This window comes from Fictibacillus sp. 18YEL24 (assembly GCF_015903855.1).
In the GTDB taxonomy this organism is placed as follows: Bacteria; Bacillota; Bacilli; order Bacillales; family Fictibacillaceae; genus Fictibacillus; species Fictibacillus phosphorivorans_C.
In genome coordinates, this window is the sequence record NZ_JACZDT010000003.1 from 103963 (window position 1) to 126613 (window position 22651).

22 protein-coding genes and 1 riboswitch are annotated in these 22651 nt (G+C 38.4%); of the genes, 14 read left to right on the forward strand and 8 right to left on the reverse strand.

Annotation, left to right across the window (positions count from 1 at the left end; genetic code table 11):
• Positions 1–77 precede the first annotated feature (77 nt).
• Positions 78–905, forward strand: a complete 828-nt coding sequence (locus tag HU823_RS10895) for an HAD family hydrolase (protein ID WP_197222068.1) — start codon at positions 78–80, stop codon at positions 903–905.
• Between the two features lie 87 nt (positions 906–992).
• Positions 993–2258: a M48 family metallopeptidase gene (locus HU823_RS10900; RefSeq protein WP_231607415.1), complete on the forward strand. Its 1266-nt coding sequence runs from the start codon at positions 993–995 to the stop codon at positions 2256–2258.
• A 263-nt stretch (positions 2259–2521) separates the two neighbouring features.
• On the opposite strand, the gene motB is transcribed toward HU823_RS10900, so the two are convergent.
• Positions 2522–3298 (reverse strand): flagellar motor protein MotB, encoded by a 777-nt coding sequence (motB, locus tag HU823_RS10905; RefSeq protein WP_370630084.1) that lies wholly within the window; start codon positions 3296–3298, stop codon positions 2522–2524.
• Positions 3288–4073, reverse strand: a complete 786-nt coding sequence (gene motA / locus HU823_RS10910; protein WP_137790478.1) for a flagellar motor stator protein MotA — start codon at positions 4071–4073, stop codon at positions 3288–3290. The genes motB and motA overlap by 11 nt, the downstream gene beginning before the upstream one ends.
• A 223-nt stretch (positions 4074–4296) precedes the next feature.
• Here motA and HU823_RS10915 point away from each other — a divergent pair, with 223 nt between their 5' ends.
• From HU823_RS10915 to HU823_RS10930, 4 genes are all read left to right on the forward strand, one after another.
• Positions 4297–4866 (forward strand): RNA polymerase sigma factor, encoded by a 570-nt coding sequence (locus HU823_RS10915; RefSeq protein WP_144702732.1) that lies wholly within the window; start codon positions 4297–4299, stop codon positions 4864–4866.
• A complete protein-coding gene (locus tag HU823_RS10920; RefSeq protein WP_197222069.1) occupies positions 4847–5602 on the forward strand; it encodes an anti-sigma factor in 756 nt (251 codons plus the stop codon). The genes HU823_RS10915 and HU823_RS10920 overlap by 20 nt, the downstream gene beginning before the upstream one ends.
• Before the next feature lie 175 nt (positions 5603–5777).
• Entirely contained in the window at positions 5778–6329 is a 552-nt protein-coding gene (locus HU823_RS10925) for a TlpA disulfide reductase family protein (protein ID WP_186320593.1), read from the forward strand.
• Positions 6330–6587: 258 nt separating this feature from the next.
• The gene (locus HU823_RS10930) at positions 6588–8009 is read left to right on the forward strand and encodes an ATP-binding protein (RefSeq protein ID WP_197222070.1); all 1422 of its coding nucleotides are present in this window, start codon (positions 6588–6590) and stop codon (positions 8007–8009) included.
• Between the two features lie 55 nt (positions 8010–8064).
• On the opposite strand, the gene HU823_RS10935 is transcribed toward HU823_RS10930, so the two are convergent.
• Positions 8065–8676: a CAP domain-containing protein gene (locus HU823_RS10935; RefSeq protein ID WP_137790473.1), complete on the reverse strand. Its 612-nt coding sequence runs from the start codon at positions 8674–8676 to the stop codon at positions 8065–8067.
• Positions 8677–8764: 88 nt separating this feature from the next.
• Positions 8765–9298 carry a histidine phosphatase family protein gene (locus HU823_RS10940; RefSeq protein WP_197222071.1) on the reverse strand — a complete coding sequence of 178 codons (534 nt, stop codon included), beginning with the start codon at positions 9296–9298 and terminating at the stop codon, positions 8765–8767.
• Positions 9299–9623: 325 nt separating this feature from the next.
• Between HU823_RS10940 and HU823_RS10945 the strand changes: the two genes are divergently transcribed.
• Entirely contained in the window at positions 9624–10253 is a 630-nt protein-coding gene (locus HU823_RS10945) for a hypothetical protein (protein ID WP_066391504.1), read from the forward strand.
• Between the two features lie 265 nt (positions 10254–10518).
• Here HU823_RS10945 and HU823_RS10950 read toward each other — a convergent pair whose 3' ends face one another.
• From HU823_RS10950 to HU823_RS10960, 3 genes are read right to left on the reverse strand one after another with little or no spacing between them, the layout of a single operon-like run.
• On the reverse strand, positions 10519–11517 hold the full coding sequence (locus tag HU823_RS10950; RefSeq protein ID WP_197222072.1) for an NAD-dependent epimerase/dehydratase family protein: 999 nt from the start codon (positions 11515–11517) through the stop codon (positions 10519–10521).
• A 9-nt stretch (positions 11518–11526) separates the two neighbouring features.
• Positions 11527–12774 (reverse strand): MFS transporter, encoded by a 1248-nt coding sequence (locus HU823_RS10955; protein WP_197222073.1) that lies wholly within the window; start codon positions 12772–12774, stop codon positions 11527–11529.
• A 1-nt stretch (position 12775) separates the two neighbouring features.
• Positions 12776–13372, reverse strand: a complete 597-nt coding sequence (locus HU823_RS10960; protein ID WP_197222074.1) for an ArsR/SmtB family transcription factor — start codon at positions 13370–13372, stop codon at positions 12776–12778.
• A 230-nt stretch (positions 13373–13602) separates the two neighbouring features.
• On the opposite strand from HU823_RS10960, the gene HU823_RS10965 reads away from it, so the two are divergent.
• The 7 genes from HU823_RS10965 (at position 13603) to HU823_RS10995 (ending at position 21887) form a co-directional block, all read left to right on the forward strand.
• Positions 13603–14013: a MarR family winged helix-turn-helix transcriptional regulator gene (locus tag HU823_RS10965; RefSeq protein WP_186320591.1), complete on the forward strand. Its 411-nt coding sequence runs from the start codon at positions 13603–13605 to the stop codon at positions 14011–14013.
• Positions 14014–14159: 146 nt separating this feature from the next.
• Complete coding sequence (gene spoIIP / locus HU823_RS10970; protein WP_144702703.1) at positions 14160–15311, forward strand: stage II sporulation protein P; 1152 nt, start codon at positions 14160–14162, stop codon at positions 15309–15311.
• Between the two features lie 546 nt (positions 15312–15857).
• Positions 15858–17360 carry a cardiolipin synthase gene (cls, locus tag HU823_RS10975; protein WP_197222075.1) on the forward strand — a complete coding sequence of 501 codons (1503 nt, stop codon included), beginning with the start codon at positions 15858–15860 and terminating at the stop codon, positions 17358–17360.
• Positions 17361–17467: 107 nt separating this feature from the next.
• Positions 17468–18250: an undecaprenyl-diphosphate phosphatase gene (locus HU823_RS10980; RefSeq protein ID WP_197222076.1), complete on the forward strand. Its 783-nt coding sequence runs from the start codon at positions 17468–17470 to the stop codon at positions 18248–18250.
• A 78-nt stretch (positions 18251–18328) separates the two neighbouring features.
• A riboswitch (cyclic di-AMP (ydaO/yuaA leader) is annotated at positions 18329–18484 on the forward strand.
• A 139-nt stretch (positions 18485–18623) separates the two neighbouring features.
• The gene (locus HU823_RS10985; protein WP_144702694.1) at positions 18624–19280 is read left to right on the forward strand and encodes a potassium channel family protein; all 657 of its coding nucleotides are present in this window, start codon (positions 18624–18626) and stop codon (positions 19278–19280) included.
• Between the two features lie 3 nt (positions 19281–19283).
• The gene (locus HU823_RS10990; RefSeq protein WP_231607416.1) at positions 19284–20636 is read left to right on the forward strand and encodes a TrkH family potassium uptake protein; all 1353 of its coding nucleotides are present in this window, start codon (positions 19284–19286) and stop codon (positions 20634–20636) included.
• A 138-nt stretch (positions 20637–20774) separates the two neighbouring features.
• Positions 20775–21887, forward strand: coding sequence for a GerAB/ArcD/ProY family transporter (locus HU823_RS10995; protein ID WP_197222077.1), 1113 nt, complete (start codon positions 20775–20777; stop codon positions 21885–21887).
• Between the two features lie 130 nt (positions 21888–22017).
• On the opposite strand, the gene HU823_RS11000 is transcribed toward HU823_RS10995, so the two are convergent.
• The gene (locus tag HU823_RS11000; protein ID WP_197222078.1) at positions 22018–22476 is read right to left on the reverse strand and encodes a hypothetical protein; all 459 of its coding nucleotides are present in this window, start codon (positions 22474–22476) and stop codon (positions 22018–22020) included.
• Positions 22477–22651: the final 175 nt, after the last annotated feature.

The window sequence follows — 22651 nt, forward strand, 5'->3', positions numbered from 1 at the left end:
TAGTAAATTTATGTCAACGTACTTTTCTTTACTTTTTTTGAGTAGGATTACTACAATGAAAGTAGGAGGGATGAGACGTGAAATCGATTATTGATGATGCAAAGTTACTTATTTTTGACTTGGACGGAACGCTATATGAAGATACAGACCATTTTGATTATTACTGCCGCTTGTTACAAAAAAGGGTGTCTGATGATAAACAGAAAGCTTTTTGGGATACATATGAGAGTATGAAGAAAGGAACACACCCCGTTGGGATCGGAAAAGTGTATGATATCAAGAATGATGCAAGTGTTACAGTTGATCCCATGACCCTGCAAGTAACAAAAGTAATATCCTTTAATGGAGAAGAGTGGCCACAGGATAAAGTAAGAGCAGAATTCTCAGGGGAGCTTGTGTATGATTTTGAACGATTGATCGCGATCGGTGATGGTTGGTGGCTGCCATATGCTACAGCTATGCATTTCGGCTTGAAACAAGCAGATACATGGGAATGCTACAATGCTACAAAAGAGTACATGGTAACCGATCAGTTCCAGCTATCGAAAACACCTGGCCTTAAACAGGCATTGCAACGTTTAAAAGAGAAGAAAAAGGTGGTTCTCTTAACGAACAGCGAAAAAGAAGATGTGAAACGCTTGTTACATGAGTTAGAGCTTCATGACCTGTTTCATGCTCTTTATACGGAAAGTGAAAAACCGTTAAAGACGAAAGAAAAATTAAAGACGATATTGAATGAATACGGCGTACAGCCACATGAAGCAGTATCGATTGGTGATAATTTTATAAATGAAATCGCACCAGCACTTCTAATGGGATTAAGAGCGGTATACATCCAGCCTAATTCCATTGATGTAGAGCATGAAAACCTTCATGTCGTTCCAACTTTAGCCAATGCTCTCTAAGATTCTCAAAGTATTTTATGAAAGCTTGTTCTAATTTGGACAAATCGCCCTACACTTTATAGTAGGTAATAAAGGGGGGCGCATGCTTTGAAAAAATCGTTATGGTTTGTAATCGGCTTTGCGATATACGCGGGTTTGATGTGGTTTTACTTGTTTCAAGGAGCAGACGCAAACTTGCCTGTAGATCTAAAAGGCTCTGCTGCGGATCCAGCAGTTTTTATGACTGACCGTGAACTAGAACTTAGCACTGATTTTTCAAGGATCAAAGATTTCATCTACTTCATTTCTGTGCCGCTAGAATGGTTGATCTATCTGTTTGTTCTAGGGTTTGGATTATCGAAATGGTTCCGAAAGACTTCTAGTGGGTTAACTAGATTCTCTATTATACACACCGGTCTTTACGTGCTGTTGCTTTCGTTTGCTAGCTGGGTGTTAACATTCCCGCTCCGCTACTACAGTTTCACCGTTTCCAAAAGTTACAATATATCCGTTCAATCGTTCCACAGCTGGATGAGGGATGGACTAGTGGATTTCTGGATCAACTGGTTGTTAACAACCGTGATGGTGGCTGTAATGTATTGGTTGATCAAGAAATACGAAAAAAGATGGTGGCTTTACGCGTGGCTGCTTTCGGTGCCGTTTACTTTGTTTCTTTATTTTATTCAGCCTGTAGTGATCGATCCCTTGTATAACAAGTTCTATCCGCTTCAGGATGAAGTGCTAAAAGGAAAAATTTTAGATATAGCAGAAAGAGCTGACATTCCGGCTGAAAATGTGTATGAAGTGAACATGTCTGAAAAAACAAATGCATTAAATGCTTATGTAAATGGAATCGGATCAAACTTGCGAATCGTCCTATGGGATACCACATTAAATAAATTAAGTGATAATCAAGTCTTGTTCGTAATGGCTCATGAGATTGGTCATTATGTGATGAACCATCTATATTGGAACTTGATTTCATCTGTTGTCCTATCGTTCTTAGGATTATGGCTCGGAAATATCATCTATCGAAAATGGGTCGAGAAGTACGGAAAGTCATGGGGGATAAAAGGGATAGGAGATCTAGCGGCACTTCCCGCACTGCTATTGATCTTTTCTCTGTTAAGCTTTGCTGTATCTCCGGTCGAAAATGCGGTTTCAAGAAAAGCAGAACGTGACGCTGATCTGTATGCCATTCAGATGACTAATAACCCGAAAGCCGCAGTAGGGGCTTTCCAAGAACTCGCGACCGTTTCTTTAAGCGAAGTGAACCCACCAAAGCTTGTAAAATGGTTCTTATACGGCCATCCGACCATGCTGGAGCGTATTCATTTCTTGGATAGCTATAAAACGAGTAAAAAGATGGAATAAAGATGAAAACTGGCTTCTTTGACAGTGGATAACCACTTTTAGAAGCCAGTTTTTTTATGGATGTATTAGATGTGGTGTGAAGAAAGAGTTGTGTGAAATGTGTTTGTGAGCGATTCTAAAAATTTGTGAGCGATTCTCGAGACTTATGGGCGATTCTCAGGATTTATGATCGATTCTCGAGATTTATGATCGATTCTCGAGATTTATGATCGATTCCCATCACTTCTCCACATATTTCTAACATCGTCATACGCAGCTCTAAATCACTGCACAGCTTTCAAACTAACATTTGGCAGGACCAGTACTTCTACACGGCGGTTTTTTGCTCGGCCTTCTGGAGTTTTATTCTCTGACTTTGGACGATATTCTCCATAACCGCTTGCGCTGACTTGGTTCGGTTTCAATGAAGGATTCTCGAGCAGAACGCGCATAAAGTTGATCCCTCTTAACGCGCTGAGTTCCCAGTTCGATTGAAAGTTTGCAGTGCTGATCGGTACGTTATCGGTATGGCCAGCGATGACAATATTTCGTGGTGGTGTAGTCACGAGTAGATCAGAAAGTTTTTTTCCGATCTCAATAGATCCAGGCTTAACTGTAGCACTTCCAGAGTCGAACAGAGCATTATCTAAGATGGTGATCAACAAGCCGTTTTCAGTCAGCTTTGTTTGCAGACTAGAATCAAGTTTGTTTGTTTCAATATAGGCATTGATCTTTTTTTCCATCTCTTCTAATTGTTCAAGTTCTTTTTTTGCTGCTTCTAGCTGTTCTTTTTCTTCCTTGGATATGACTTCTTTTTGAGCATCAGGTATGGGAGTAGAGTCGGGAGAAGGAATGGGTACTTGTTCTTCCATGACGCCTGTTCCGCCTGTGAATTCATTTCGAAAAGCACTTGCCATCTGTTTGAACTTCTGAGCATCGATCTCACTCATAGCAAACAATACAATGAATAATGCCAACAAAAGCGTGAGCATGTCTGCATAAGGAATGAGCCAAGATTCATCCACATGTTCATCATGATGTTTTTTCTTCTTAGCCAACAGAACCACCCGCTTTGTATTGATCACGTTCGCTAGTTGGAATATACGTTAAGAGTTTTTCTTCTAGAATTTTTGGTGAAGTCCCGTCTTGAATAGACAACAGTCCTTCGATCATGATCTCTTTAATCATGATTTCTTTTTTTGATTTTCGTTTTAACTTGTTAGCGAAAGGGTGCCACAGTACATAACCAGAAAAAATACCAAACAACGTAGCAATAAAGGCTGCTGAGATCGCTTTACCTAAAGCGGTGATGTCGGCCATATTTCCTAGTGCTGCAACCAATCCTACTACGGCACCTAATACACCAAGAGTCGGAGCGTATGTACCAGCTTGCGTAAAGATCGTAGCGTTGCTCGCATGACGTTCTTCCATCGTTTCTAAGTCTTTCATTAAGACATCTTTAATAAATTCAGGAGGCTGACCATCCACGATCATCTTGATTCCTTGTTGTAGGAACGGATCATCCACTTCTTCGGCTTTTGGTTCTAATGCGAGCAATCCTTCTTTACGAGCGACGGTTGCCCATTCAATAAAAATCGTGACAAGCTCTTTCATATCGATGAGCTTTTGTTCTTTAAATAAAATCTTGAAAAGAGCAGGAATCTTTTTGATTTCGTTCAACGGAAATGCGATGAGGATAGCTGCTGCAGTTCCTGCAAATATAATAAGCAATGCAGCTGGGTTCAATAAGGCTGTCGGACTTGCGCCTTTTAAAAACATTCCGACACCTACAGCCAATATGCCTAGAATGACTCCGATTAATGTTGTGCGATCCATAATGATGTTCCTCACTTTATCTTTAAATTCTGTATCTTTTACTTGAGCTATATTTTCTTTTATATCGGAAAGATAAAGGGAAACTTAATGATAAAAGTTGGAAAAAATGTGATCCAAATTGCTTTATTTAACGTTATCTTTATACATCCATCGTAAAAAAAGACAAATACTGCCTCATTTTGATATGATAGATTTATTCTGTGTGCAGTAAAGGAGACAAAAGATGGGTAGAACTTCTGATTACGAACTTTATTTAAAAGTTCAAGAAGAAAATAAAGAAGCCCTTGAAATGCTGTATGATCGTTATGAAAAGCTATTGTTTTCTTTTTCATTTAAAATGTTGAGACAAAAAGAGTTGGCTGAAGAGGCAGTTCAAGACGTTTTTATGAAACTGTGGCGAAAAAAGGGACTCTATTCAGAGGATAAAGGGAAATTTTCTTCATGGCTTTTAACCGTTACACGAAATGCCTGTATTGATTTAATACGAAAGCAGCAAAAAAATGAAGTTGAGATATTAGAAAAAGATATAGATTACGAACGAACTGAGAGTGTAGAAGAGACCGTTACATGGAACGAGGAAAGAGAGAGCTTGAAGGAAGCCGTTTCTTCGTTAACAGAAGAGCAGCAAGATATTGTAGAGATGTTCTATTTCAAAGGCTATTCACAATCAGACATTGCAGAGCGAAAGAACATTCCTCTCGGTACGGTAAAAGGAAGGATACGTTTAGCACTGAAACATTTAAAAAAGATCTATCGAGAGAGGGGGGATAAATATGGAACAGAAAACTTGTGATAATCTGCTGGAATATTATAATGGCTTGCTAGAAGGTAAAGAAAAAGATGCCTTTGAAAAACACTTAAAGCAATGCGATGCATGTCAAGAAGAATGGGCAGAATGGCAAGACCTAACAGCCGATCTTCCATATTTATCAGAAGAGGCACAACCTCCGATTGGTATGAAAGAACGTATTTTAACAAATGTTACGGCTTCTAACTCAAGCTTTACACATCAAGAAAAACAGTCTGTTAACAAAACCGATGAATTAACGACAACGGTTTCTCCTATTACCCAACGCAAATCAAAACCATGGATACAAGGTTTACTTGCAGCTGGTCTATTGTTATCACTTGGTACGAATGCTTATCTATTTAATGAGAACAACAAAAATGAACAAGTGATCGAAGAGCAGATCAACAAAACGTTCAAGACAGTTCAACTTGCGTCTGAAGAGACAGATTCGACAGGTGTAGCATCAATGGTACAAGAGAATGATACGATGAACCTTGTTGTTCAGACGAATAATCTAACACAAGTCAAAGGAACCGAGACTTATCAGGTTTGGCTGATTGAAGGAGACAAACCTTATCGAGCTGGCACATTCACACCAGATGAAAATGGAAACGGCGCAGTGGTGTTCCCTGTTAAATTCGAAGGCGAACACAATTGGGATGCAGTTGCAATCTCACATGAACCAACTCCAAACAGTAAAAAGCCAGTTGGCACGATTGTGATGGCCTCTAATTTATAAGTACCCGGGAGACAACAGCTTAAACATAAGTTGTTGTCTTTTCTAATTTTTAGGACAAATGATCCACTCTGTCGCATGTTACTCTTTACTTATGAGCATAGGAGGAACTTTGCAGTTGCAGTATGAAATCCTCTATAATAAATTTTAGTGAACCAATTGGAAATGAGGAATTATATTGAGAATAAAATCAATCGTGATCCTTCTCTTATTTGCTGGATTGATTGGTCTAGCATTTTATACAGCTATCGATAAGAAGGAAGAACCACGAACTGAAGTTAAGGAAGAAGAAAATACTGGATTAAAACAAGGGAGCACAGCACCTACCTTTTCATTAAAAACGCTAGACGGAAAACAAGTCGACTTAAAGGATTATCGTGGAAAAAAAGTAATTGTGAACTTTTGGGCTACGTGGTGTCCCCCGTGCAGGGAGGAAATGCCCGAAATGGAGAAGTTCTATAGAGATTATAAGAACAAAGATGTAGAAATTTTAGCAGTTAATCTTGAGTACTCTGAAACAAATACAGAGAAAGTAAGCAAGTTCGTTAAAGAATATGAGCTGTCTTTTCCTATTCCTCTTGATGAAAAGAATACAATAGGAAAACAGTTTAGAGCCGTGTCGATCCCTACTAGCTATTTTATCGATGAAAAAGGAATGATCAGTAATTCACATATAGGTCCAATGGATTACGACTTCATGAAGGATGAAATCAACAAGATGAATAGGTAATTATTGTTTTAAAGCCTTTGACCAATTTTGGTAGAAGGCTTTTTTATTTTATTTCTTTTAAGTTGAAATAGTTTATTTTGGAAAACACTTCAAAAGACCCGTATAGTTGATTGTAAAAAATGGGAAAGTTGTCCAATAGGGAAAACAATAATTTTGTCGAATTAAAAAGTTTAGTGAAAACAAAGATGAAGTGGTTAAATCTCATAATAGCCCGAGCAACAGATCAGGAAATTCTGTAAATAAGAAGGGGACTAATTAATGAACAAGCAATATGAAGAAGTCGAAATTAAACGTATTGCCGATTTTCACCATTCACTTAATCATTGTCCTATCCATCTTTTCGGTTTGAGAAGAGATGGTGAGGGTGAATATAAGTTTACCTATTCTGTAGGTTCTATGCTAGATGAACTCGGTGTATCCATAAAACCTTTACCAGGAACAAACCTACATGACCTATTTAACAAAGAGTTAATCGCAGAGTGGACCGAACCATTAGAAAGAGCATTTTCAGGTTCGATCCAAAGCACAGATATTCTGTTAGGCGTTAGAAGTATCCGCACAACTTTTTATCCGATAACAGGAAATAATCATGATGTTATAGAGGTTGTGGGAACATCCTATATAACATCGATTAGAGAGGAAGAACGGACAACTGTACAAAATTTAAAAAAGTTTAAACAGTTGTTTAATCATGCACTAGAAGCGATTGTTCTATGTCGTTCAAATATGGAGATTGCCGAAGTGAACGACCGTGCTTGCGAACTATTGCAACTTTCTAAAGAAGAACTTATAGGAATCAGTGCAGACCAATTTTTTGTAGGAAATGGTAAAGAGTTAATCCGAAAGAAATGGAAAGAAGTCTTGAATGGAAAAAAGATTGAAGGAGAGTTCCGTTACAAGACACCAGATGGTCTGGTGAAAGAAATCCAATACTCTTGTGAGAAAGATATCGTAGATGACTTACATGTTACGATTTTGAAAGATGTGACAGATCAGAAGCTTACAGAACAAAAATTATTAAAAGCGGAAGCGTTAAATGTTGTGGGAGAGCTTGCAGCGGGCGTGGCACATGAAATACGCAATCCTTTAACTTCTTTAAAAGGTTTTGTTCAACTCATCCAGAATCAAACAGATGAATTCGATCAATATTTAACGATAATTCTTACTGAGGTTGATCGAATTGAACATATCATTAAGGAGTTTTTAGTACTATCTAAAAGCAATTCACAAAATTTTATGATGTCATGTGTGACCGATATTATTAATGACACAGTAGATTTGCTGAACACACAAGCTATTATGAAGAATATTGAGATCAAAAAAGATTTAGAAGATCAGATTCCACTTGTTTTTTGTGATCCTATGCAGCTTAAACAAGTTTTCATCAACTTTTTGAAGAACGCGATCGAAGCTTCTGCTGTTGGAGATTGTGTAGAAATTAACATGAAGTCATCTAGAAATAAAGATTTTCTTCATGTTCAAATACGTGACTATGGATGCGGTATGGATGAAACGGTCATGAAGAAGATCGGTAAACCCTTTTTTACGACAAAAGACGAAGGTACAGGCTTAGGTTTGATGGTAAGCACAAACATCATCAAACATCATAACGGGAGATTAGATGTGAAAAGTAAAAAAGGAAAAGGTACGATGTTTACCATTACGATTCCCATTCATTAATGAGCTAAGCGAACGAAAAAAGCTTTCCCGCAGCGGGAAAGCTTTTTAATATTTATTATCCTTTAAACATTTGAACGAACATTTTACCGTATTGTCCACCATCTACTACACCGATACCAACGCTAGTGTATTCAGACTTAAGGATGTTCTCACGGTGACCTTGAGAGTTCATTAGGCTAGTGTGAGCACCATCTACAGATGAATTACCTGCAAGGTTCTCACCAGCTGTGTTATATTCAACACCAAATTTCTTCATCATATCAAATGGAGAACCGTAAGTTGGTGAATTGTGGTCGAAATAGTTGTTGTCGATCATATCTTTTGCTTTAACGCGTGCAACTTTTGTTAATTCAGGATCAGCTTTAAGTGCTGGCAATCCTTGTTTTTCACGCTCTTGGTTTACAAGATTTAACATTTGTTTCTCTTGTGCAGTTAGTTCTGCACCTGCTTCAGCTTTTGGTGCTGCTTCAGCTGGAGCTTTTGCTTGCTCTTGTTGTGGTGCTGGTGCAGCTTGTTGTTGCTGTTGTGGAGCTGGAGCTGCCTGAGCTTGTTGAGTTTGGTTATTATTTAAAGAAGCGAACGGGCATGAAGATGCCGCTTCTGAGATTCCTGCGTTTGCGCCGAATAGGGAAGCGCCTAATACTGATGCTACTACTAATTTTTTCATAAGATGTTTCCCTCCTAATAATTTATCTTACGTGTACAGGTTTCGGGATTTTATGAGGAGGGTTGGGGGTCTGGAATTATGTACCAGTTTAAGACACCCAAAGCTTGGATACATCTTTTAAAGAAACATCAATAAGATACACATCTGGATTGGAGAGAAGCTCCCATTCCTTAAAACCGAATGATGAATCAAACAAATTAATCATCAAGCTAAGCAGATTTCCATGCGTAATAATCAGAACGGATTTATAGGATTCATTTTTCAAGTAATTAATGAAGGAAGAGATTCTTTGCTTTGCTTCAAATGTGGACTCGCCACCAGGAAACTTTAGATGTTCTTCTATATATGTACGTTCTAGATTACTTCTCCAATTGGGGTCAGCTTCAGCAGATAGAATACGTTCAGCCAATCGTTCATCTATCTTTATAGATTGCTCACTTAACTCTGCAAAAGGTTTAATGGTGTCGATGGCTCTTTTGAATGGACTCGAGATCACACAATCAAAATGGTGACCCTCCAAAAAGACAGCCAGTTCTTTGGCTTGCTGTTTTCCTTGAGCAGTTAATGGAGAATTACTTTCTTGACCTTCCGCTTTACAATGTCTAATTGCTGTAATCTTCATGAATTAATCCTTCTTTCTATTAGGTAATACTAAACAAGGTGTTGATGTTAAGTCTCTTAAGCTTCATTGATAAGTTGATTGGAGTGTAGGGTGCGAGACTCCTGCGGGACAGGTGGGCAGGTGAGACACTTAAACCTGAAACGTTGGAATGTGGCTCACCGCCTGCCCCGCGGAAAGCGAAGCACCTGAAACGGAAACCAACACTTTAAAGAACATCACAGAATTTCCTATCATCACTCAATTTAAACAGTTGTTTAAACTTTCGAGACGTAAACCCAAAACCCTCCCGAATACTATGAATGTTGAAAAACGAAGGGAGATTGTTATGTATCCTGAATTAAACCATTTTAAGCAAATGAAAAAAGAATACGATATCGATATTGCTCGCGCTCAAGAAAAGTGGCAGCAACTACATAAACAAAAAGAATGGTCTTCAAATGAGTATGAAGAGTTATTAAATTCATACGGTGTTAGAAACTCAAAAATCACGATGGATGATTTAACAGAAGTAAAGAATAAATACTTGTTAGCGATGGAGAAAGAACGTAATGCCATGGAACAGCTGGATGAATTAAAAGAAAACCGAGATGATAGGTTGTCCGAGTATTTAAAAACGGTTTATTCTTCACGCGACAGAGAGCTAGACACGGCTAAGAATAGTATGGAAAAGAAAATACATCAGCTTGAACGTTTGAAAGCAGAGTACTTGATGATGGTCAAACAGATACAAGAGATTCATGCGTATCGTCAATCTGTTGAAAAAGAGACGAATGAAGCGATCACGAGTTATCAGCAATCTTATGAACCAAAAGAAATTCTTCCGTTGTATCCCTCATTGGCACGTTTAGAGATTCCGCTCTCTGATATTCAACATGTTTTTCAAAAAGGGGAACTGCCTGATCATCTAAAAAAATATATCCATTTTCATGATGATCCTAAGCGATTTCCAAGATAAAAAATCTGTGTTTTAAAAGGGAGTGAGTTAAATAAACTCCCTTTTTATCTAAAAAAAAAGCCATAATCCTTAAAAAAGGATTATGGTAAAGAAAACCGAACGCATGATGAAGAAATGGGGGGTAGGGAATTGCTCTGCCGGCCTCTTGCCAACAGGAGAGATTTTGTATCTCACAATCATACTATATGTCCTGAGGAGTCAAATGGTATGGACAAGTGCCATGGGCATTCATGTATTTTTGAAAAATAGAAGAAATTATTTCTCTTTAGCTTAACTTTACACTTTCGTTCCATTTTTTTAGAAGCTGCTTTTCTTTATCAGGATGTAAGCCTGCTTTCCAGTCATCTGGTTTTAAGTTTCGGCTTTGAGACCAATCTGCAGTATCTTTTATCGTTTCTTCTATCGGTCGAAAAATCAATCCTTTGTTTATCGCTTTAGAATCATCCGCATAATCAAGACCACGATAATCTTCACTTGATATCCAAAGTGGCAACTCAACCCATTCGCCGACGTTCTCCTTTAACAAGAAGGATTCGGCCACAGGAACGATTGTCGAGTGTTCTTGACTTCGCAAACATTTTTGAACAACCTCATTGAAGTCATACACACCTCCAACTGCTTGATAGATCCCGTTCTCCTTATTCTCAGCCATCCGTACGATCCAATTCGCTAGATCACGAACATCAATGAATCGAACGGTCGGATCTTTCATCTCAGGGATTAAAATTTCTCCGCCTCGAACACCCCTGTCTGGCCAATATGTGAAACGATCTGTGTAATCATGGGGGCCAACAATCAAACCTGGACGTACGATCAATGCATTCTCACCGAATATCTCTAAGACCTCTTGTTCACAAGCTGCTTTAAGGGCACCGTAATGTTCACCGATCTCAGTAATGGTTGGATCAATAAGGTCAGCGGTTTGCGCTTCCTCCGTAATGTTTCGAACGGACTGATCTTTATAAACAGATACTGAAGAAATAAAGATATAGAAAGTTCCTTCTTTCTGGAGTGCTTCAGCTGATTTACGGACCTGCCTCGGAAAATAACCACACGTATCCACTACAATGTCCCAAGATTCACTCTTAAGTGAAGACAGATCAAGATCTCTGTCACCAATAATCTCATGAACGTTTTCTGTTAACCCTTTCTTTGATGTTTTCCCTCTATGAAACAAAGTCACTTCATGATGATTGTTGTTAAAAGAATCTGCTACATGTTTTCCTAAAAAACGAGTGCCGCCAATAAGTAATACTTTCATCATCTACACCACCTATTCCATTTTTCTTAAAGCAGGAAGTTTCCACATGATCAAAAGATTAACAACAATTAAAGAGAGTGCACCTAGAGACATAATGTTTTCAATAGAAAAGCCATAAGAGATCAACATGGACGTTGCTGCAAGTGATAAAGGAGCAAGCCCCATACTTGCCATGGTTAGCAAACCCATCAATCTGCCTAGAAGATTCTTATCAACGGAAGATTGTACCGCTGAAATAAGCGGTATATTCGTTGCGGGAAACGTAATGCCAATAAAGAAAATCGTCAACATACAAGCAAAAAGGGTGGAACTTTGACTAAATAAGAAAAAGAATATGTTCATGGTGAATAAAGAAACTGTCACCATCAGTCCGCGTCTTTTCTTAACGTTTAAGATACCTATAATAACGGAGCTAATGAGCATGCCTAGAGCCATAGCACCTTCAATAAAGCTAAAATCAAGTGCGGTTCCGTCGAGCACGTTTTTCACGAAGATCGGCAAACCCATCATCAAAGGTCCGATTACGAAAACATTAAGGAAGATCGTACTAAGAAAGAGTGCTTTTAAAAAAGCGGATTGTCTTACTACATCAATGCCCTCTTTTATAGATAGCCACATGCCAGGATTTGCTGTGCTTGAACTCATGGTAGCTGGGATATTTAACATATAAGCAAGGATGGCAGAGAGCAGCAGCATCACAGCGGGTACACCGAACGAGAGTATGTATCCTCCGCTACTTGCAACAAGAAGACCTCCAATCATCGGTCCAAGTATTAACGAGCTTTGTTGGGTGGTCTGAATGACTGAATTTGCACGTGTTAATTGAGATTGGTCGACAACATTAGGCAGAAGAGATCCGTTTGCTGGCCATACAAAAGCATCAAGTGCCCCGAAAAACAAACCAAAAATGATAAAAGACAGGAGCGAGAGATGTCCTGTTGCAAGCATGATCAACAACCCGACTAACAAAAGGGTTCTTAGAAAGTTAGCGACAAACAAAATTTTCGTACGGCTGACTCGATCCGCTAGAACGCCGCCAATAGCCATGAATAAAATACGAGGAACGTTTGCTGCAATAAATACAATGCCGAGTGAGGCTTCTTTATCTAGAGTCTTCACAACATACCAACTCTGTGAGAATTGAAAGATGGCGATTGAAAAAGAAGAACAGATCGTTATCGCCCATATGAATAGGAATGAACGTTTTCTGAATAAAGACTCTGTTTCACTTTTCTGGAGTACAGCTATTGTTTCAGCCATCTTACTCTAACTCCTCTTCAGGATAAGGTGTGTCTTTCAAAGGAAAAGAGAGCATAAAGTAGTGATAGATCTCACCATCGTCACTTTCATTCTTCTTAAATTCTGAGATTAAGTCAGATATTTCTTTTGCCTTGTCATGTAACAGTTTTACTTGATCGGAAGAAAGTTTTACATGTATATAACCAAATTTAAGAGGAGAATCTGAGTAAGCCAGTATTTCAGGATCTAATTTGCGAACCATAGATTTTGTCTTATCAAGAGAAACTAATATATTTTCTTTTAATGCATCTGAAAGTTCATCTCTTACAGCATGACGTTGATCGGGCAATATTTCGGCAATCGAAAATGAGTGAGCCACAGGTCTGTAGAACTTTTGTATAATGCCATTCTTTTCTTCTGTTCTCTCAACGTTAATTAAACCTACACGTTCAAGTTCCTTAAGGTGGTAATGAATCTTTGGTGCTGGAACTTCTAATAAGTCTGATAAGATCTTTCCTGTCTTAGCTTCCTCTAATATCTCCCATAGGATTTTGATACGCAACGGGTCAGAGATAACCTTTAATTGCTCAACTTCGCGTATATGATAAATTTCCTGCATGTTCAACACTCCTGAAACGTTCAAATATATTTGAACGTAATATATCCTATTTATATGCTAGTCGTCAACTCTTTTACACATTATTTGTAAATAATAGTTCAAATGTTATGAAAATTCTTGTATAATGTTAGTATAATATTCGCATTACAACTTAGAGGCTGGAGGTTCATAGTATGGGGAATAAGGATTTGAAGTCCTATGTGGAGAGATTGGAGAAAGTGCATTACATTGTGTCAAAGCGTTTACACCCGGAAATTGCTATAGAAAAGGAGTTAACGAAAACACAGTTTGTACTTTTGAAGACGTTGTGTATTAGAAATAAATGGACCGTTTCAAAATTGGCTGACTATATGGGTGTAAAACCAAGTGCGATAACTGTTGGTGCGGATCGTTTGTACAAGCGTGGATTTGTGAGTCGTTACCGTAGTGACTTAGACCGTCGAATTGTATATTTAGAGATTACTGACGAAGGACATGAAATTTTACGAGAGGCTGAAAGTGAGAGAGTTAATTCTATAAGCAGCTATCTTAATCACTTATCACAAGAAGAATTAGGTATTTTTATTGATATTTACGAAAAGCTTGCAAGTGGCAATCATACAGACCCAGACGAGATCGTCTTTACAACACAAACCAGTTGAGGAACTGGTTTTTTTTGTGCCTTAGAAAGTATTAGTAAAATGAGTCGTAGAGAAGTTCTCTATTATTTTTTCATAGATTGGATTCTATTTAAATTCTTCACTGCATAGGATGTGATAGAAACGTCAACAGAAGTGGAGGGCTATACATGTTTACCCCGCAATTGAATATGAAGCGTTTACCTTTATTACTTGCAGGCGCCATGCTATTTATTGTTGTAGCCACTAGCTTTATCACATCCTTTGAGCACAAATATCGGCTAAGTTCATCAACCATGCATAAGTGGTTAACGGAATTTTCAGGTGAAGCACTTGTGTATTTCATAGGTTGGGAAAATCGATATTTTACGCAGGAGCTTCCAAAAGAAAGTGAACCGCCGGCTTTATCGAGTGTTTTGTTCGAATTGACTACAAGCATAAAGCCTGGTGATATCCGGAGTCTATTAGGAAACGAACTTCCAGGTTTTGCGCTCTATGATTCAACGATCATTGTTGCTGGAGAAGGAACAGATTACACAAACCTTGCTTACGAATCTCCACCGCCGATGGAACTCCTCTTAAGTGGAGAAGATGCAGAAGTTCAAGATATCGAACGTTTGGAAGATCCGGATCCTTCTGATTCAGAGAATCCGCCAGGTCAAACAACGAGTGGAAAGAAAATCGCATATATCTATCATTCGCACAGTTGGGAATCATTTCTGCCTCACTTAAAAGGAGTTACGAATCCCGATCATGCTATTCATTCTAAAGTAAACATCACAATGGTAGGGAAAAAACTCGGTGAGGAATTAGAGGCGAGAGGAATTGGAACATCCGTCGATATGACAAACATGACGGAGCTTTTGAGGAAGAATAACACAGACTATAGAAAGAGCTATCCGATGTCACGAACACTGGTTCAAAGTGCGATGGCGAGCAACAAAGATATTGATTTAATCTTTGATCTGCATCGAGATTCAATGAGAGGAAAGTCTACAACAACAGAAATCAATGGGAAGTCATACGCACGTACGTTATTCGTTATCGGTAAAGCGAATCCTAATTTTGAGAATAACCAAAAAGCAGCGCAAGAGATCAACGCGATCTTAGATAAAAAATACCCTGGTTTAAGCCGCGGGGTCATCGGAAAAAATAAAACTCAGGGAAATGGGGTTTATAATCAAGACCTTTCTGATCATGCTCTGCTCATTGAGTTTGGCGGAGTGGATAACAACATGGATGAGTTGTACAGAAGTGCTGAAGCAGTGGCCGAAGCAGTTGCTGAATACTATTGGAAAGAAAATGGAGCGAAGGCTGAATAATGTTGAAAGGCTCTAGAGGTGGTGATAACCTCTGGAGCTTTTTTATATGTTTCAAATTTTGCTTAAAATTAATGTGGATAGTAAAAATAGGAGAGTGGACAGTAAATCTACAAAAGCGGACAGTAAATTAGCGAAAGTGGACAGTAAAACTCAAAAAGTGGACAGTATTTTCGTAAAAGTCGACAGTAAGTGCCGTAGAGGAGTCTGTGCATGGGCGCCGTTTTCCTGTTAATGACGATAATTTGTCCAATTGACTAGTGAATCTGTCCGATTTGAAGATTAATCTGTCAGATTGGTCACATAATCTGTCCAATTCAAAATTCACCACCGATTGGCCCCGTAAATTTCCGAAGCGTCTGTATATCAATCCAATGCGTACAAAAAAAACCGTTTAGAATGATTAAAACAATACTTAATTTCATAACAGTCGTCAAATCTGCAAACCCTATAAAAAAATGGTATAAAAAGAGAGAATCCCTTTGTTTTATTTATAAGGGGAAGGGAATAAAAGAGAGAAAGAGAAGATTGGTAAAAAGGAGCACGTGCATGAAACGAATATGGGAATTCTTCCTCACACTATTATTACTTGTCTGTTTATACATCGTTTTCTTTGCAGAAGGATATGTAGTAATCAAAACGGTTTTTGGGCTCCTTTACATCGCAGTGATTCTTTATACGATTTATTCGCTTATGCTTGAGAACAGAACAGCTCAACATACACTTCTATGGATTTATGTATTGATTCTGTTTCCGTTTATCGGTTATATGTTCTATCTGTACTCGGGTCAGCTTTATCTAAAAGGTCATCTATTTAAATCTAAAAGAAAAAAAGACAGGGACGAATGGATCCGAGTAGCTAAACAAGAAGAAAAACCAGACTTTAGTGATTTGAAAAGGCATCAGCAGTGTTTTGCAACACACGCTCACCACATTACCCTAACGCGATTAAACAGAAAAACAAGTTCAAAAATTTTAAAGAATGGCCAAGAGACGTTTCCTGAAATCTTTGCGAGACTAGAAGAAGCCAAGGAGTATATACATATTCAGTATTATATCTTTCGTTCAGATCGCCTTGGCAAAGACATTATTGACCTTTTAATAAAAAAAGCCAATGAAGGTGTAAAAGTTAGATTTTTGTTTGATGGAATAGGAAGTCTTTCTCTTCAGCAATATGACATCGACAGAATGAAAAAAGCAGGAATCTTAGTGGAAGCATTCCTACCTGTTCGATATGGCTTTTTTAATCAGAAACTTAATTTCAGAAACCATCGGAAGATTATAATAATCGATGGAAAGGTTGGATTTGTTGGAGGCTTGAATGTAGGCGTCGAATATTTAGGAGAAGATCCTGAAATTGGTTTCTGGCGCGATACACATATGGTTATGGAAGGAGAAGCTGTTCAAGTTCTTCATGCGATCTTCTTAATGGATTGGGAATATGTTTGTGGAGAAGATCTATTAGAAGATAATCACCTTACAACCGCATACCCTGCTGAAGGAGACGGAACCGTTCATGTTGTAGCAAGTGGTCCGGACACCCAGCTTGGGATCATGAGTGATCTATTCTATTCTTTGATCTCATGTGCAGAGAAATCCATCTGGATCGCAACGCCATATTTTGTTCCAAATGAAGCGATTAGAACGGCATTGAGAGTGGCAGCAAAAAAAGGAGTACAGGTTCGATTACTGGTTCCTGAGATCAACGACGGATTCTTGACGCAATATGCGACGCGCTCCTATTTTCCAGAGCTTTTGCGTGCAGGAATAGAGATCTATTCATACAAAAAAGGATTCCTCCATCAAAAGGTAATCATCATCGATGGTGATACCGCTTCGATCGGTACTGCCAATATGGACATGAGAAGTTTTCACCTTAACTTTGAAGTGAACGTGTTCTTACTGAATACAGCATCTGTTCAAGATCTTGTAGAGCAATACGAAGAAGATATGGTAGAATCTGTAAAAGTGAAGCCTGTTGAATTTTACAAAAGAGGTTTGTGGGAACGCACAAAAGAATCGTTTGCTCGTCTGTTCTCTGGTGTTCTCTAATCTCAGCTGGTTGCCTGATATGGCTATAACGCAATAAAAAAACAAGAATAGAAAATCCCCCTCAGGAATAGGTTGTACGAGACCGTGTTAGGTGAGGGGGATTTTTTATGGAGTGGCTTGAGGCATTAATATTGGGCATTGTGCAAGGAGTAACAGAATTTTTACCTGTAAGTTCTACTGGTCATCTGTTGCTTGGCAGGCAAGTGTTTCAGCTAGAAGAAGCCGGATTGTTTCTTGATAGCATGCTTCACATTGGAACACTTATTGCCGTGATGACGGTGTATTGGAGAGAAATTCTGGAAGTCATAAAAAGACCCTTCAGCAAAACGGGAGTTCTGCTTATCGCTGGAACGATTCCAACCGCTATTATAGGACTAGCATTTAAAGATTTTTTTGAAGACATCTCAAAAACGGGAGTCACTGTTGGTTGGGAGTTTCTCATTACAGGTTTTTTGCTTTGGTGGGCTGATTCATATAAACGCAATGGATACAAAGGAATAGAGGATATTTCAATACGAGATGCACTTGTGATCGGAACGTTTCAAGGAGCAGCGATTCTTCCAGCTATTTCACGATCAGGTCTAACGATTGCAGCAGCTCTCTTTTGTAAGATCGATAAAAAAGCTGCTGCTTATTTTTCATTCCTACTATCTATTCCATCTATTGCGGGTGGTGTTGTCTTACAATCAAAAGATCTATTTACTGGGGCACATCCGCCGATCTCTTATTCAGCATTATTAATCGGTACTTTAGCGTCAGCTCTGTTTGGATATGTGGCAGTAAAGTGGATGATTAAACTTCTTCAAACCGGCACGTTAAAAGGATTTGCTATTTATGTGTGGTTGATTGGAATCGTTGTATTAATCCTTCAATTTTCAGGCAAAATGTAAAGTATTTGTTAACACGTAAAAAATGGATTGACATTTAAAAGAGAGAGGATTACAGTATATGTAATTCGAAATTTAGCAGGCTTTAGATCGCTGAATTTACAGTTATTTTTATAGTTAAACTACTGTAAAACGGGGGAACCAATCTTTTGGGGTGAATTTTGCTCTATTTGCAAAAAGGGATACTCCATTCCCTAATCCGACAGCTAACCCCGTAAGCGTCATGTCACTGGAGAGGTCAATTTGGTGGAAAACCGGACCCGCTTTTTTGTGTGGTCTTTTTTTGCGTTTTTTTACTTAAATTTGTAAGCCTCTTAACCAGCAAGGCTAGAAAACAACGAAGTAAAAACTTCATGGATTTTAAGGGGAGACCATAATGAAAAAACAATTTGCAGTTATTGGGCTAGGACGTTTTGGTGGCAGCATCTGTCGAGAATTTGCCACGATGGGCTATGATGTTTTAGCTATAGATAAAGACATGGAAAGAGTAAATGAGTTTGCTACCATAGCGACTCAAGCTGTTCAAGCAAACTCTACTGATGAGAACGTGATGAAGTCGTTAGGAATTCGTAATTTTACTCAAGTCATCGTATCGATCGGAGAAGACATTCAAGCGAGCATTCTAACCACTTTACTTCTAAAAGAAGCAGGCGTTCAAAAAGTTTGGGTTAAAGCACAAAATGACTATCATCATAAAGTGTTGGAAAAGCTAGGAGCAGACCGTATTATCCATCCAGAACGTGATATGGCGCTGCGCGTTGCCCAACTTATTTCTTCTGAAAAGATTATAGATTTTATCGAGCTATCACATGAACACAGTATTGTAGAGATAGGTGTAACAGATAAGCTCGTAAACCGGACCTTAACAGATCTTGATGTTCGTGCACGCTATGGATGTAATATCGTGGCTATCAAACGTGGAGATGAGATTCTCGTTTCACCGATCGCTGATGTATCTCTTCAATATGGAGATATACTTGTCGTGATCGGTCGGAACGAAGATCTAAACCGATTTGAGGATGAGGAAGTGTAAGCCTTGGCACTACATGTCAGAAAGCATAAACGTTTTTTGCATAACCCAATTAAATTGAACCCTCCTCAGTTTTTAGCGTTGCTATTTTTATTTCTAATTTTTGTTGGCATGTGTTTGTTAAAGCTCCCTGTTGCTCATGAAGAAACGTTATCTTGGGTAGATGCATTTTTTATTGCTACTTCAGCAGCAACAGTAACAGGCTTAGCTACAGTTGATCCTGGCTCTACGTTTACCTTGTTTGGTGAGATCGTTATCTTGTTTTTAATCCAAATCGGAGGACTCGGGGTCATGTCATTTGCGTCACTCGTCGTTATTATGATGGGAAGAAAAATTTCTATCAAACAACGTGTATTGATGCAAGAAGCACTAAACCAGCCTTCTATTGGCGGAGTAATTCGATTAGTTCGGAATCTCTTTATATTTTCAATCGGTATTCAGATCATTGCCATTTTCTTGTTATCATTAAGACTTGTGCCGGATTTAGGTGTGAGCAAAGGGATTTATTACAGCATATTCCACGTCATATCGGCTTATAATAATGCTGGTTTCTCCCTCTGGTCTGATGGTTTGATGGGTTATGTAGGAGATCCGGTGATGAACCTTGTCATTTCGTTTCTCATTATAACGGGTGGAATAGGGTTTACAGTATTAGTCGATATTTGGGTAAGCCGCCGGTGGAAAACACTCTCTCTGCATTCTAAAGTGATGTTGCTATCAACACTGATAATCAATGTTGTTGCGATCTTGTTTTTCTATCTTTTTGAGTTCAACAATCCTAAGACGATTGGAATGCTTTCAGGGGCGGAACAATTTTGGGCTTCTTACTTCCAAGGGATTTCACCAAGAACAGCAGGATTTAACTCGATTGATATGACGGCGATCAATCCAGATACATCTCTATTGATGATTCTACTGATGTTTGTTGGAGCGGGGAGTACTTCAACTGGTGGAGGAATCAAGCTAACAACGTTTGTCGTCATTATCTTTACGGTTGCAGCTTTCTTAAAAGGTAAAGATGATACAGTGCTTATGAAAAGAACCATTCGAAATGCAGTGGTCTACAGAGCTCTTGCGATCACAACCATATCTATCCTGTTCATTTTTGCCGCATTATTTATTATCACATATGTTCAGAAAGATACTTCATTCATGGTGATCGTGTTTGAAGTTGTGTCTGCCTTTGGAACAGTTGGATTAAGTATGGGTCTGACCCCAGATCTAACAGTCATCGGGAAAATTGTAATCTGTGTGGTAATGGTTTTCGGTAAATTAGGACCGTTAACACTGGCATTCAGTCTTGCTAAACAAACAAAAGATAATATTAGATATCCAGATGGTGAAGTGTTCACTGGGTAAAAAAGAGGCTAATGCGATGAAGGAATTTCCTTCATTCTGCATTAGCTTTTTTGGTTATTTATGGGTTAATTGACTTCCTCTTGGGAAAGCTAAACAAGATTTCATTGCTACTTTAAAGAGAGAGGAAGAGAGACCGTTATGCAAAAAATTAAAGAAGCTTTTCTCGTTTCTCCATTTCTTGTCTTTTTCCTCGTTCATTCTGAACAAGTAGGGGTAGGGGTTCTTGGGTATCAGCGGATCATTGCTAAATACGCAGGTTATGATTCTTGGATTTCCGTTATAATCGCTGCTGTTTTTGTACATATTTTAATCTGGATGATCTATTACGTACTTGATAATGGCGATGGAGATATTGTGACCACACATAAAACGTTGTTTGGTGGTTTTCTAGGCAATCTATTCAACCTATTTTTGCTTCTCTATTTTCTGCTTTGGTCGATTACTGTACTAAGAACGTATATTGAAGTCATACAAGTATGGATGTTTCCTACATTAAGTACATGGAAGATCGCTGCAGTGTTCCTTGTATTAACGTACTACGTCGTTTCTTCCGGTTTTCGAACGGTGGCGGGAATCTGCTTTTTAGGGGTGGTTATTCCATTAGGATTGATCGTTTTATTAGTGTATCCACTGGAATTTACTCATTTTTCAAATCTTCTGCCTGTATTCGATGAAAGTATCAAGGATTACATGTCAGCTACGAAAAATATGATGTTGAGCTATCTTGGTTTTGAAACACTTCTTGTTTTTTATCCGTTTATCAAAAATGCAAAGCGTTCTCAAAAGTTTGCCCATCATGCTAATCTTTTTACATTTATGATGTACTTGCTAGTCACTTTGTTTTCGTTTGCCTTCTTTAGCGAGGAGCAACTATCTAGAAATATTTGGGCAACACTATCTATGGTGAAAATCGTTCAAGTTTCCTTTGTAGAACGCTTTGATTTCGTATTTGTCTCCATATGGTGTTTAGTGATTCTGCCTAATATTGCACTGGCGATTTGGTGTTCGAGCCGAGTAGCCAAGTTGATGCTGAACATTCGTCATCATATCACACTCATCGTTATGCTAGTCTTAGTATTAGCAGCTTGCTACTATTTGGACACGCGTCTTAAGATTAACATGTTAAACAACTACACGAACAAGATCGGATTTTATTTAGCCATCAGTTATATTCCACTTCTATTTATAATGACTTACATTAAAAAACACTTTAAGAAAAATAATCAAGAACAGGCATCATCTACTACATGATCCATTTAAGTAAAAAAACTGACTGTTAACTTCCTTCATCTGTTCAATACATAAAGGAACTAGCAGTCAGTTTTTTGTATTTTTCGTATTCAGTGTTGCTTTTGAAAATAGTTGGTTTTAAGTTACAGATTTAAGCTTGAAGTAGCATAGTTAGACGCGTTTTATGCTTTTCGCGCTGTGAATCATCGGATGTGTTGTGCCAATTCTGCAGAGTCTCGTTGATCAATTGTGTGACCATATGCTTTGTCCAGACTACATATGCACCATACGTATCACCTTTAAAAAAGGAAGAAAGCATATTATTATCAGGACCGAAGAAGAAACCGAGCTGATCATGAATGAGCGTGGCCTCATCCACCGAAAAAGGCATAATTTTATCTGAAAGGGTAAATTGATATGAATTGTTTTCTTTTTTAATAAATGCGATCGCGTATACCTGTCCTTCAGGAAGAAAACCTTTTGTAGTAGGTAAGAGCAGTAACGGGTTATGTCCTTTGTCATAAGCGATAAAAAAGTCATTCACATCTTCCTCGAACTGCGGTGTGCGTGACATTGAAGCAAGTGCAATTTCTTTTTGTACGTTTAACATGTAACAACCCTCATTCCGTTATATTTCTTACTATCATTCTTACCGCTAGTTTGATAGATTATACGTGTCATTTTCTTTACTAAACTGCTGTGATAAGTTGTTGAAAGGGAATTGACGGACAAATTGTAAACGCATACACTAGAGATAGTTATTAGCCGTTAGAGAAAGAGTGATT